At 70.6% G+C, this 13,093-nt stretch carries 9 protein-coding genes; 3 read left to right on the forward strand and 6 right to left on the reverse strand.

Annotated features, from left to right (window positions below):
- Window positions 1–19: 19 nt before the first annotated feature.
- Together QT196_RS31380 and QT196_RS31385 are read right to left on the reverse strand one after the other, a co-directional pair.
- The gene (locus QT196_RS31380; protein ID WP_290356142.1) at window positions 20–1,162 is read right to left on the reverse strand and encodes an Ig-like domain-containing protein; all 1,143 of its coding nucleotides are present in this window, start codon (window positions 1,160–1,162) and stop codon (window positions 20–22) included.
- Between the two features lie 263 nt (window positions 1,163–1,425).
- Entirely contained in the window at window positions 1,426–2,700 is a 1,275-nt protein-coding gene (locus tag QT196_RS31385; RefSeq protein ID WP_290356143.1) for a DUF6777 domain-containing protein, read from the reverse strand.
- 373 nt (window positions 2,701–3,073) lie between these two features.
- Here QT196_RS31385 and QT196_RS31390 point away from each other — a divergent pair, with 373 nt between their 5' ends.
- Both QT196_RS31390 and QT196_RS31395 read left to right on the forward strand, forming a co-directional pair.
- Window positions 3,074–4,405 (forward strand): streptophobe family protein, encoded by a 1,332-nt coding sequence (locus tag QT196_RS31390; protein ID WP_211117462.1) that lies wholly within the window; start codon window positions 3,074–3,076, stop codon window positions 4,403–4,405.
- Window positions 4,406–4,618: 213 nt separating this feature from the next.
- Window positions 4,619–5,707, forward strand: a complete 1,089-nt coding sequence (locus QT196_RS31395; RefSeq protein WP_168482090.1) for a hypothetical protein — start codon at window positions 4,619–4,621, stop codon at window positions 5,705–5,707.
- Between the two features lie 44 nt (window positions 5,708–5,751).
- Here the strand turns inward: QT196_RS31395 and QT196_RS31400 are convergent, their stop codons facing one another.
- The 3 genes from QT196_RS31400 to QT196_RS31410 are packed head-to-tail and all read right to left on the reverse strand — an operon-like array spanning window position 5,752 to window position 9,921.
- Complete coding sequence (locus tag QT196_RS31400) at window positions 5,752–6,795, reverse strand: serine/threonine-protein kinase (protein ID WP_168482092.1); 1,044 nt, start codon at window positions 6,793–6,795, stop codon at window positions 5,752–5,754.
- Window positions 6,792–7,520, reverse strand: a complete 729-nt coding sequence (locus tag QT196_RS31405) for a hypothetical protein (RefSeq protein ID WP_290356144.1) — start codon at window positions 7,518–7,520, stop codon at window positions 6,792–6,794. The genes QT196_RS31400 and QT196_RS31405 overlap by 4 nt, the downstream gene beginning before the upstream one ends.
- A 16-nt stretch (window positions 7,521–7,536) precedes the next feature.
- A complete protein-coding gene (locus QT196_RS31410; RefSeq protein ID WP_290356145.1) occupies window positions 7,537–9,921 on the reverse strand; it encodes an FHA domain-containing protein in 2,385 nt (794 codons plus the stop codon).
- Between the two features lie 389 nt (window positions 9,922–10,310).
- Here QT196_RS31410 and QT196_RS31415 point away from each other — a divergent pair, with 389 nt between their 5' ends.
- On the forward strand, window positions 10,311–11,849 hold the full coding sequence (locus QT196_RS31415; RefSeq protein ID WP_266731882.1) for a nucleobase:cation symporter-2 family protein: 1,539 nt from the start codon (window positions 10,311–10,313) through the stop codon (window positions 11,847–11,849).
- Between the two features lie 87 nt (window positions 11,850–11,936).
- Here QT196_RS31415 and QT196_RS31420 read toward each other — a convergent pair whose 3' ends face one another.
- Window positions 11,937–12,662: a transcriptional regulator gene (locus tag QT196_RS31420; protein ID WP_248001389.1), complete on the reverse strand. Its 726-nt coding sequence runs from the start codon at window positions 12,660–12,662 to the stop codon at window positions 11,937–11,939.
- Between the last annotated feature and the right edge of the window lie 431 nt (window positions 12,663–13,093).

The following is a 13,093-nucleotide window of genomic DNA, read 5'->3' on the forward strand; positions in this document are numbered from 1 at the left end:
CGCGGGAGTGCAGGCCGGGTCACTTCAGCGCGCTGCGCTGCTGCCACTGCTGCCAGCTCTCCTGCCAGACCTCGAGGCCGTTGCCGACATCGGTCTGGTTGGTGTTGGTGGTGCCCTTCACCTCGACTGTGGAGCCGATCGTCAGGAAGTCATAGGCCCGCTTGGCGTCCGAGGTGCTCATGCCGAAGCAGCCGTGGCTGTTGTTGACCTGGCCGAGCTGCTTGTTCCACGGGGCGGAGTGCAGGAACGTCCCGGACGCGGTGAGGTGGGTGACCCACTTGGAGTCCAGCATCCACTCGCTGCCGTGGCCGATGGTGGCGGAGTCCATGGTCTCGGCCGCGTTCTTGCTGCGTACGGTGTGCACCCCGCCGCGGGTCGGGTCCTGCGGGGAGCCCGCGGAGCCGGTGATGCTGCCGACGTTCTTGCCGTTCTCGTACATCGTCAGGGTGTGCGAGGGGACGTCGATGACGGCCTTGTGGTCGGAGCCGATGGTGAAGCCGAAGTTGTAGTCCCGGGCGAACCAGCCGCCGTCACCGGAGTTGAGGCCGGACAGCGCGCCCTTCACGGAGACCTTGGTGCCGGACGGCCAGTAGTCCTTGGGCCGCCAGTCGATCCGGTCCTTGCCGGAGTAGTCCTTGACCCAGCCCCAGGAGCCCTCGACCTTCGGCTGCGTGGTGACCTTCAGCGCCCGCTCTATCTCGGCCTGCCGGTCCTTGGCTATCGGGTTGTCGAAGAGGATCGAGACCGGCATTCCGGTGCCCACGGTCTGCCCGCCGGACGGGGTGTTGGTGAGCTTGTTGACCTTGCCGGCCTCCTCCGTGGTGAACTTCGAGGTGGCCGAGGACTCCTTGCCCCCGTCGGACTTGGCCTTCGTCCGCACGGTGTACATGGTGTCCGGCATGACCTTGCCGTCCGACTTCCATGCCGCGCCGTTGCCGGAGAGCTCTCCGGCGACCTTGCCGCCCTTGTCGTTCTCGACCTCGACCGAGGTGAGCTTGCCCCCGTCGGCCCGTACGGATATCTGGGAGCCGAGCTTGGCCGGGGTCTTTCCGGCGGCCGGGGTGACGGTCACCTTGGTGGCCGGCTGGTCGGCCTTCGACGCATCGGCGCCGCCGCCGCACGCGGTCAGCAGCGCGGCAGCCGCGGTCAGGGCGGGTATCAACCGGGCAGAGTGGCGACGTGGTCCGGCGAGCACGGGGATCCTTCCGAAGCAGAACAGCTGGCAGCGGCGGATCCCGGCCCCGTCACGGGGTGGCCGTCAAGGGCTGCCTGGGGGACCCGCCGCCTATCCAGAGGGTCTGTTTGCTCGGGTGGTTGTTCGGTGCACCGGATTTCCAGGACACAGTTCGATATCGGAAACGTGAAAAAGCGGCGGACGGCCTTCCGGTCGCCCGCCGCTTCGTCTCTCCCGGTACCGCCCGGGGGTCAGGTGGACGGTGGTGAGCCGCCGCCCGTGGCCCCGCCCTGGCTCGACTGACCGCCGGTGGTGTTGTCGCCGGTGGTGCTCCCGTTCGTGGTGCTCCCGGTGGTGGTTTCCCCGGTGGTGTTCCCGTTGGTGGTGCTCCCGGTGGTGTTCCCGTTGGTTGTTTCGCCGGTGGTGTTCCCGTTGGTGGTCCCGGTAGTGGTTTCCCCGTTGGTGGTGCCGCCGTTCGACGTCTCGGTCGTGCCGCCGGTGGGCCCGGTCCCGCCGCCGGTCTCCGTCGGAGAGTTGCCGGTGCCGCCGGTGGGCTGTTCGGTGGACCCGGGTGTGGGCGGCGGTGACTGGCCCGGCGGGGGCTGGGACGAGGCGGGACCGCTGGGGGTCTCGGCCGGTGCGGACGTCGTGCGGTCCTCGGCGCCGGTGGTGCCCTCGGGGCGCTTGAACCACTTGCCCGTCTGCGGGTCGCGCAGGGTGAATTCCTTGATCTTGGACTTTGCGGGCGCGACGACGACCGAGTTCGAGGACTGGTATCCGGGCCACTTGGTGCCGACCGTCTTCACATCACCCTTGAGCGCGGTCGGCGGCGTCAGCGGGTTGCCGCACTTGCAGCGCACCCGGGGCACCCCGTACGAGTCGACCATCACCGCGGTGCCGGACTGGAGCACCGACTGGAAGGTGGTGGCCTTGCCGTCCTTGAAGCCGTGGTTGGTGACCCGGGTGTCATAGGTCAGCTGAACGGGCGTCAGGGTCCGCAGATAGGACGGGACGTCCCCCGGCTGTTTGCCCAGGACGCCGGCGAACGCCTGATTCCTCGCGGGGGCGCCGGTCAGGAAGCTGATCTGCTTCTCGACGTCGCAGCTCGCGCTGTTCTCGGTCCCGCCGTAGAGGCCGGGTGTCGCGCCCGAGAACTCGCTGTTGCCGCCGCCGGACGGCTTTTTCGGTGTGGCGGACGGGGTGGGGGAGGACTCCTTCGCCGACGACTTGGTGACCGGGTCCTGTCCCGTCGAAGCGGCCGGTTCGGCGAACACCTCACTGGTGCCGCCCCCCGGACGGGTGAAGATGACGATCAGGACCACCACCACGACCACGGCGGTCGCGATGATCGCGACCCGCGGGGCGGACCGCCACCAGGGCCCGCCGGCGCCGCCGCCCCCGCCGCCGCGGCCGCCTCCGCCACCACCCCCGCCGCCTCCGCCGCCCTCGCCGGGGCCGCCCGGCGGCGGGCGGTAGCCGGGCTGGGTGGGCTCCTCCGGCGGTGCCTGCCCGGGCCAGGAGCCCACCTGTGTCGGCTCGTGCCCGGGGCTGGACGGCGTACCGGAGAGCGGGCCCGACGGCGGTCCTGTCGGGTGGCTGTCAGGCGGCGGTGGAGATGTCACGGGTGCCTCTTCCGACGCGTGTGGGCCATCCGGCTATGCGAATTTTGCCCGGTTTGTCTAGGTCAAGGACATTGTGTGTCCGGGAGTCGCGCCGTCCGCAAGCGGGGCGGCACGTCGGTGCTTACGGTGGTGCGTGCGTGCCTTCCCTGCGGTAAATGCATGGAATTGCGTGTTCCACGGCACCGGGAAGCACCTTCCGTCGCCTGTCGCCCGTCGGCGCATGCGCCACTCCGGGCGGACCGTGGGTACCGCGGTCCCGTGCCCGGCAGAAGAGAGGTTGAGCCAGATGCGAGGCCCCGCGTCAGCCGGTTCCCCGGGCCCGGTGCGTTCCCATGGCGCACCGCCCGCCATCCGGGCCTGGGCGCAAGCGCTCGGCGCGGCCGTGGCGGCCCTCGTCACCATGATCGTGGTCGCCGCCATCGGCCTGTGGGCGGCGGGCGCCACCGACCTCCCCGGCGGGGCCTTCCCGTCCGTGGTCGCGGCCACCGTGCTCGTCGCGGCCGGTGGCTCGGTGGGGCTCTCCGGCGACGCCGGGGTCATCGCCGAGGCCAATGCCGCGCTCGACGTCGTCCCGTTGTCGGTCACCCTCGCTGGAGCGCTGGTGCTGGCCTTCGGCTTCCTGCTGCCGCTGCGCCACCGGGCGGTGGCCGGCACCCGCGAGCTGCTCGCCCGGATCGCCCGGACGGCGGTGTGCTGGCTGGTCCTTCTGCTGCTGCTCACGCTCGCCGCCCGGCACAGCTTCCGGATCTCGGTGGGCAACGACCTCGCCGAGCAGATCGGATCCGAGCTGGGCGCCACCCCCACCGTCGGCTTCCGCGCCGATGTGGCGGCGACGCTCGGGGTCGGGCTGCTGTGGGTGCTGGCGCTGCTCGCGCTGACCTTCCTCGTCTCCCGGCGCGCCCCGCTCTCGCCCCGGCTGCTGCACTACCAGGGCTCCGTACGGCCCCCCGCCCACGCGATGGTGCTGACGCTGCTCGCCTACGCCGTGATCGGGCTGATCGTCGGCATCGTCGAGCTCATCACCAAGGACCGCCCGGCCGAGACCCTCGCCGTCATCTTCCTCGGGCTGCCGAACGTGGCCTGGATGGCGCTGGGCATCGGCACCGGCGGCGCCTGGGTGGGGCATGTCGACAAGGCCCTGGGACTGCCCCTGCCGCACGCCCTCGACCAGGTGCTCCGCACCCACGGACAGCGGACCCTCGACCTCGGCTCGCTCGCCGAACAGGACGGCCGGGCCTGGCTGCTGGTGGCCGTGGCGGCCGTGGTGCTGCTCGCCGCCGCCTTCACCGCGGCGGTCCGCTCCCCGGCCCGGCTGCCGGCCTGGCGGCATGCCGTCGAGATGGCCGTGGCGCTGGCGCTCACCCTGTTCGTCGTCGGACTGCTCACCCGGATCTCCGCCCACTACGGGCTCTCCGTGATCGGCGTCGGCGACCTCGGCGGCGACCTGGGCGGGGAGGTCACCCTGGAACCCCAGCTGCTCCGGCTGGTGGGCGTGGGCCTCGTCTGGGGACTGGTCACCGGCTTCCTCGGCAGCCTGCTGGCGCGGGGCGTACGGCATCCGGGTGAGGTACGGGAGCCGCGCGGGGGGCGGGAGTCGGACGGCCCCTAGGGTTCCGTCCGCCCCGGGAACATCGGCGTCGCCCAGTGCGGCGGCCCGGCACCTCACCCACCGCCCCGGCAGGCCGGTGGCATGTTCATGCGATCATGCGGCGATCGAGCCATCGGGCATCGAGCGATCGGGCATCGAGCCATCGGGCATCGAGCCTTTGAGCGAGAACGGGAGTGCGGTGTGAACGGGGCTGGGGGGCAGGACGGGTCGTCCGTGTCGGAAGAGGAGTGGGAGCGGTTCCTCCGTGAATCGGTGGCGGGTGCGGCCGAGGCTCCCGTGGAGCCGTCGGCGCGCGCCCGTGAGGTGGAGCGGCGGCTGCGGGAGCGCTGCGGGCAGCCGTCGGGCTGGCGTACGTACACACCGGCCCGGCCCCGGCGCAGGACAGGCTGGTACATCACCGGGCTGGTGGCGGCCGTGGCCCTCCTGGGCGTGGGGCTCTTCCCTGAGCAGGTGGTCGGCTGGGTCGGTGGCTTCGCCGGTGAGCGGGACGGGACGCCGTTGGCCGCCGAGTCGGAAGCCCCTCGGGAGGCGCCCGGCGCCGGGCCGAATCTGCGCCCTACCCTCGCTGAACCCTTCCGGGGTTCGCCTGCCGTCCGCTGGGCTGACGGAGCGGCGGGGATCACGGTGCCACCGGCCGAGGCGACCGGCTGGATGGACGCCGCCCAGGTCGAGCGGGCGCTGCGGCAGAGCCGGGACTTCCTGGTGGCCGCGGGGCTCGACTCCCGCGTGCTGCGCGGCGAGCGGCCCGCGAAGGCGATCGCGCTGTTGAACCCGCACCAGAAGGACGTCCAGGAGTATCTCCGTACCGCCCTGTCGTCGACGGCGCCCTCGCCCGAGACCAACCCGCTGCTGTTGTTCAGCCGCTTCCGGACGGAGCAGGCCCGGCTGGTCGGTGATGTGGTCAAGACGCGCGGTCGACTCACGTACCGGAAGGGGAAACGGGGGGCGGTCGAGGTGACGGCGGACGTCACCTTCGTGTACCCGGTCACCCCGGCAGCCGACGGCGGGCGGGACGCCGAGGTCATCCGTACGATCGTGCGGCGCAAGGTGGTGATGAACTGGGACGACCCGGCCAAGGTCATCACCGAACCGGGCACGATGTCCCTCGTCTCGTACGCCCTCGACATGACCAACGGCGGCTGCTCCGCCCCGACCGGCTACTTCGTGCCGCCCTTCGGCACGGCCGACGAGCAGCCCGCCGACGCCCACCGCGTCGATCCATACGACCGCAGCAAGCCGATCGACACGAGCAATGGAACGACGGCCCCGGACAACGGCTGCGCGACCGCCACCCGTTCCTAGTTTCGTCAGATGTCACGCCCGCGTCAGCAGCGAGGCGGCACCGCTCAGGGCCCCGTCCGCCCCGGGAACATCGGTGTCGCCCAGCGCGGCGGTGGCGGGGGTGCCGCGCTGCGCCGGCCGCCCGGGTCCGCGGGGACGTCGACCTGGGTCATGGGATGGGCCTGCGGGGTGCCGGCCGGTGTCGGGGGGACGGTGGCCCGGCCGGCCGCGCGCAGTGCCGCCACAAAACCCCGGCAGGTCTCGTAGCGGTTCTCCGGTGCCTTGGCCAGCGACTGGGCGAACACCGCGTCGACGGTCTCCGGCAGATCCGGCCGCAGCTCCGTCATGGCCGGCGGCGGATCGTACTGATGCGCCCACAGCAGCGCCATGTCGTCGTCGCGGCGGAACGGCGGTGCCCCCGTCAGCATCTCGAACAGCACACAGGCCAGGCTGTAGACATCGCAGCGGCCGTCCACCGGGCGGCCGGAGATCTGCTCGGGTGCCACATAGTCCAGCGTGCCGACGAACTGGCCGACGCTGGTGAACCCGGTCAGCGACAGGGACTTCTTCGTCAGCCCGAAGTCGGTGAGATAGGCGTGCTCGGGGCGGTCGCTGTCGGTGCCCTCGGCGATCAGGATGTTGCCCGGTTTGACGTCCCGGTGCACGAGGTCGTGCGCATGGGCGGCGTCCAGCGCGGAGGCCACCTGGAGGGCGATCCGGCATGCGGTTTCCAGCGACAGCGGTCCGTCGCGGTCGAGCAGCGCCCGCAGGTCCCGGCCCTGGACGTAGCGCATCGCGATGTAGAGCACGCCCTCGGTCTCCCCGGCCTCGAAGACCGGGACGATGTGCGGGTGGTCGATCGCCGCGGCGACCCGCGACTCATGGGCGAAGCGCTGCCGGAAGGTGTCGTTCCGGGCGAGTTCGGGCGCCAGCAGCTTCACCGCCACCGTACGGCCGAGCCGCAGGTCCTCCGCGCGGTAGACCACCGCCATCCCGCCCCGGCCGATCTCGTCCTGGAGCAGATACTCGGCGATCTGCCGCCCGCGCAGCCCGGAGGAGTCGGGAGCGGTGGAGTGGTCCTGAGGCCGGCCGGGTGGCGCACCGTTCACCGGATCTCACCCACGGGGTTCGGCGGCGGGGGCGGCCGCTCGCCGGGGCTCAGGGCACGGGTCGCGGCGGGGTCCTGGGGCGGCCCCTCCGGCGGGCCCGACGCCCCGGGGTCCGGCGCCGGTCCGGGGGCGGCGGCGGGCGTGGGGGCCGGTGGATCCGCCACCGGACCCGGCGCGTCCGGTGTCTCCGGGCCCGTCGTGGACCCGGGCCGCTCCCCGGGCCGCTCCCCGGACCGGGACGACGGCCCCGCCGTCACCGCGTACGTCTCCAGCGACACCCCGTCGCAGTAGCACCACCGCTCGTGCCGGGCGTCGTAGAGCCAGACCGCATCGCCGTCCACGACGATCCCCAGCCGGGTGCCGCGGGTGCGCCGGGTGAAGGACTCGCCGTCCAGCTGCCCGGCGGCCAGCTCCTCGATCAGCTTCCGGTACCGGCTCAGTTCGCCCTCCGCGGCGCCCAGCAGCGGGCGGGGGTCCGCGGTCCGGGCGGCGCCCTGCTCGGCGGCCGGCGGTTCGCGCGGGACGGCCAGCAGCAGCCGGCCGTCGACCCAGGTCGACCAGCCGTTGGAGCACAGCGCCAGCGCCCAGTCGCCGCGGCGGTCGATGATCTGGACCGGCAGCAGCGGATCGAGCGGTGCGGACGGCCGGGTGGTGTCCGGTGCCGACCAGGTCGCCATACCTTCCGGAGGGACGACATGGCTGGGGAGGAATTCCGGCGAGGTCACAGGCGGCTCCTCGGCGCTACTTGCGCATGATCTCGGGCTCGTGCCGCCGCAGCAGCTTGACGACCACGAATCCGAGAAGCAGGGAGAGCACGATCATCATGCCCATGTTCAGCAGCCAGATCCCCGGCTTGTGCTGGAACAGCGGGTCCGCGGTCCCCTGCGGCATGATGTGGTGCAGATCGATGGTGCCCGCCATGGCCCCGAGCCCCCACCGGGACGGCACCAGCCACGCCAGCTGCTCCAGCACCAGCACACCGTTCAGTTTGAGCAGTGCACCGCAGAACACGACCTGGACGATCGCGAGCAGCACCAGCAGGGGCATGGTGACCTCTTCCTTCCGCACCAGCGCGGAAACGAACAGGCCGAGCATCATGGCGGTGAACGCCAACAGTGCCACCGCGAGGGCGATTTCGATCAGTGGTGGCAGCAACACCCCTTTGCCGCCCGGCGCGTTCAGCTTGACGCCGATCAGCGCCACCAGGGTCAGCACCACGGCCTGGACGATCGTGATCGCGCCCAGCACCAGCACCTTGGACATCAGATATGCCGAGCGGGACAGGCCGACGGCTCTCTCCCGCTGATAGATGGTCCGCTCCTTGACCAGCTCCCGCACCGCGTTGGCGGCGCCGGTCAGCACCGCGCCGACGCACAGGATCAGCAGCGCGTTGACCGCCGAGTCCTGGGTGAGCGCGGATCCGGCCAGGGCGTGCGCCATCGCTCCCATCACGAACGGCAGCGCGACCATGATGATCAGGAAGGTCCGGTCGGCGGTCAGCGCCGCCGCATAGCGCCGGACCAGCGTGTGCAGCTGTTTGCCCCAGCTCTGCGCCTTCGGTGCGGCCACCGGGCCCGCCGGGGCCTCTGGGGCGCGGGTGGGCTGATGGGAGTCCGCGGCGACATAGCGCCGGTGCTCGGGCGAGGCGCGGAAGTGCCCTGCCCAGTCACGTTCCTTGTCGTTCTCGAAGGCCTCGAACGCCTCCGGCCACTGCTGGAACCCGAAGTAGGCCAGCGCCTCCTCCGGCGGTCCGTAGTAGGCGATGGTGCCGCCCGGCGCCAGGACCAGCAGCCGGTCACAGACGTCCAGGCTCAGCACGCTGTGGGTGACGACGATGACCGTACGGCCGTCGTCCGCCAGCCCGCGCAGCATATGCATCACGGAGCGGTCCATCCCGGGGTCGAGACCGGAGGTCGGCTCGTCGAGGAAGAGCAGCGACGGCTTGGTCAGCAGCTCCAGGGCCACGCTGACGCGCTTGCGCTGGCCGCCCGACAGGCTGTGGATCGGCTGGTTCACCCGTTGGTCGAGGCCCAGTTCATGGATCACCTCGTCGACCCGCGCCTGCCGCTCGGCCTTCGCGGTGTCCTCGGGGAAGCGCAGCTCCGCGGCGTAGCTCAGGGCCCGGCGCACGGTCAGCTGGAGATGCAGGATGTCGTCCTGCGGGACGAGCCCGATGCGCTGGCGCAGCTCGGCGTAGTCGCGGTAGAGGTCACGGCCGTCGTAGAGCACCGTGCCGTCGTCCGCGGGGCGCAGCCCGGTCAGCGCGTTGAGCAGTGTCGACTTGCCGGCGCCGCTGGGTCCGACCACGGCGAGCAGCGTCTTCTCGCCCACCGGGAAGGACACCTGCTCCATCAGCGTCTTTTTGCCGTTGTCGACCCGGACGGCAAGATCCTGTACGTCCAGCGACACCTCACCGGTGTCGATGAACTCCTGGAGTTCGTCGCCGACCAGGGCGAACGCGGAGTGGCCGATGCCGACGATATCGCCGGGGATCATCGGTGCCCGGTCCACCGGCTGGCCGTTGAGGTAGGTGCCGTTGTGGCTGCCCAGGTCGACGATCTCGAAGCCCTCGGCACCGGCCCGTAGCTCCGCGTGCCGGCGGGAGACCGAGAGGTCGTCGACGACCAGGTCGTTCTCGGGGGCGCGGCCGATCCGGGTGGTCCGGGCGGCGGGCAGCGGGCGTACGGAGCTGGGCTGGCGGAAGGTATGGGTGCCGGCCGGGTGCGAGACGGCGGAGGGCCGCTCGACGCGGGTCGGCGGTGGCGCCGGTGCCGCGGGCGCCTGCGGGGTGGGCGGCGGCGGTGGTGACGCCTTGGAGAGCACCGCACACGGACCGTCCGCGGGGTTGCCGAACCGGATCACCGTGCCCGGCCCGACACCGCTCTCGTGCACCCGCCGGCCGTCGGTGAACGTGCCGTTGGTGCTGTCCTCGTCCTCCACCGTCCAGTGGCCCGACTTGGTCCGCAGTACCGCGTGGTGCCAGGAAACCCGGGCGTCGTGCAGCACGAGTTCGCAGGCGGGGTCCCGTCCGACGTGGTAGATGCGGCTGGGGCTCATCACCTGGGTGCTGCCGTCGGACTCGACTACGAGTTCCGGCGCGGTGGGCGCATCCTGCCGCTCAGCCATACCAAAATGCTACGGCCGCGAGCCGGGCTCCGCCTGTCGGCGCGGGAGCGCCCGCGGCAGACAAAGTCCCCTTCTCAAAACGGTATTTCGGGGCATGATCACCCTTTATGCGAGCGAATACGGCCGGTTACTCGCGAGAAAGGGCACAGGTCAACTAGGGTGAACGCTCCGATTGGTCCCACCTGCAAATTCCATGGAAATGCCGGAATTTGCCGCGCTGGTCGAAAGAAGTCCTGCGGAACCCGGGACGCACAGCGCGGTGCAGGGCTACGTGGTGTCGGTAACACCGCTGAACGTCGGCTTTGTAAGACCCAGCCGGCTCGTCCGTCCTCCGGGACACGACGGGCCGGTCCCTTCTTATTCACCTACCTCCTGAAGGCAAGGCAGAGATGGCACGAGTCTCCCGACAAGACCCCGAGCAGTTCTCCCAGCAGCGGGCTCATCCCGTCGACGAGGTACTCCCCGTCGGCAAACTCACCCTCTTCGGTTTCCAGCACGTCCTCGCGTTCTACGCGGGAGCGGTGATCGTCCCGATCATTCTCGGAAACGCCCTGGGACTGTCCCGCGAGGAGCTCGTCTATCTGATCAACGCGGACCTGCTGACCTGCGGTGTCGCCTCGATCATCCAGGCCCTCGGCGTCTGGAAGATCGGTGCCAGGCTGCCGCTGGTCCAGGGCGTCACCTTCACCGCTGTCTCCCCGATGATCGCCATCGGGCTGGGCGCGGGCGGCGGCACCGCCGGTCTGCTGGTCGTCTACGGCGCGGTGATCACCGCGGGCATAGCGACCTTCCTCTTCGCGCCCTTCTTCAGCAAGCTGGTGAAGTACTTCCCGCCGATCGTCATCGGCACGATCCTCACCGTCATCGGCCTCACCCTGATCCCGCAGGGGCTGAAGGACGCGGCCGGCGGCGCGCAGTTGATCGGCCACCCCGGCTACGGCGACCCCAAGAACCTCGCCTACGCGCTGGGCACCCTGCTTTTCATCCTGGTCGTGGTCCGGTTCGGGAAGTCGTACCTGAGCAGCCTCGCCGTACTGCTCGGCCTGGTCGCCGGCACCGGCGTCGCCTGGCTCCTCGGCGATGTGGATTTCGGCGGCGTGAAGAGTGCCGCCTGGTTCAGCGTCAGCACGCCCTTTCACTACGGAATGCCGAAGTTCGAGCTGTTCCCGATCATCGCCATGGTCGTCGTCATGCTGATCACCATGGTGGAGACCACCGGAGACGTGTACGCCATCGGGGAGATCACCGGTAAAAAGGTCGACAACGCCACCGTCGCCAATGCGCTGCGCGCCGACGGTGTCGCCACCGTCCTCGGCGGAGTTTTCAACTCCTTCCCCTACGTGGCTTTTGCCGAGAATATCGGCCTGGTGCGGATGTCGAAGGTCATGAGCCGGTTCGTGGTGGTCGCGGCCGGCGGCTTCATGATTGTCATGGGCTTGCTGCCGAAGGCGGGCAGTGCGGTGGCCGCCATTCCGCATCCGGTGCTCGGCGGTGCCGCTATCGCGATGTTCGGCATGGTCGCCGCGGTCGGCATCCAGATCCTCGGCAAGGTGGATCTGCGGGAGGAGCGCAACGCCCTGATCCTCGCGGTCAGTCTCGCCGCCGCGCTGCTGCCGAACGCGGTCGAGCCGTTCTTCACGCGGATGCCGGAGGACGTCCGCGCGGTCCTCAACAGCGGTATCACGCTGGGCAGCCTGACCGCCGTCCTGCTGAACCTCTTCTTCAACGTCTTCACCCGCCGGAAGACCATGGAGATCGACTGGGACGAGATCGAGGGCGACGAACCGGCGGAAGCGCCCGAGCCGTTCGGCGCGCCCGCTCCGGCGGCCCTGTACACCCCGCAGGCGCACCACCACCCGGGCCCGCCCCACACTCCGGGTCCGCAGCACCCGCAGGGCGGACCGGACTGGGGGATACCCGGCCACTGAGTCCGCCAACGGCCACGGGCGGGGAGGGAACCGGATGTCCGGTCCCCTCCCCGCCCGCTTTTCCGCCGGTGCCCGCGCCGGCCTACCTCAGTATGTCGGCACCGTGTTGAACGGCGGCGCCTCGCCCGCATCCCCGATCAGTTCCCAGAAGTGGTCCACCAGCCGGCGCAGATACGCCGAGCGCTCGGCCGCGACCTCCTTGAGCCGGGAGTCGTCGTTGCGCGCCACCACATGCCCCATGTAGCGCTCGGAGAACTCCGCGAACTCCCCGTGCATCGTGCGCAGTGCGTCGCTCACCCGCGTCTTGTTCAATGTGGTGATCTTGGTGACCGGCCCGACATGCGACTTCCAGCGCCCGTCGATGGCCGCCCGCAGAAGCCCGGACAGCTCCTCGTCCCGGCCCATCACCCCGATCAGCTTCCGCAGCGACAGCCCCAGCGCCTCCACCAGCGCCTTGGTCTGCCGGTAGTCGCCGCTCCACTGCCGCGCCGACTCGGCCGCCCAGTACAGGGCCGGGTCCATCCCGATCAGCTGCGACAGCCGCTCCACGCTCAGCTGGCGGGCCATCCGGTGCTCGGCCAGGGTCCGCGGCTCGGCGCCCATCAGCGTCGTCGGCGGGCACCACAGCACATCGGCCAGGACGAACAGCTGCGCCTCGGACGGCATCTGGGATCCGTACTCCCAGGCCTCGACCAGCTCGGGGCGGACCGGCGTACCGCATGCCGTCATGGACTGGGCGACCTGAGCCGTACTCAGGCCCACCCGGGCCCGCGCGGATCTGGCCTCGGCGGGGGAGAAGGGAGTGCTGTACACGTACGGGACACCTCGCTGCACCCGGCGAACGAGGGGTGCTTGGGGGGAGAGGGCATGGAGGAACATCCAGGAGCGGGCAGATTAACAGATCGTTGATAGGTACGAATCTACAGTTCCCCTGCGACTCGAAGGTGAGCGAGGTCGCGCGCCTGCGCCGGTGGGAGATGTGCGCTATCTGTCCGATTTCGCGACGCAACGCGCTTACTGGGTATAGCCGAAGCCCCGGTGCTTACCGGGTGGTAGCGATGCGTTGAGACCGTGCGGACGGCGGGACGTAATCAGAGCGTTACGCAGAAGCAGGGGTGGTGTCACCGTTCTCGTCGAGGCTGAAGCGGTCGACGGGCACCGCCGTGCGGGGCTCGCCGACGGCACACCCGACATCCGGTCCTCCCCCACAATCCGATCAGGATGGGACCCCACATATGCGATCA

The organism is Streptomyces sp. P9-2B-2 (assembly GCF_030406865.1).
In the GTDB taxonomy this organism is placed as follows: Bacteria; Actinomycetota; Actinomycetes; order Streptomycetales; family Streptomycetaceae; genus Streptomyces; species Streptomyces platensis.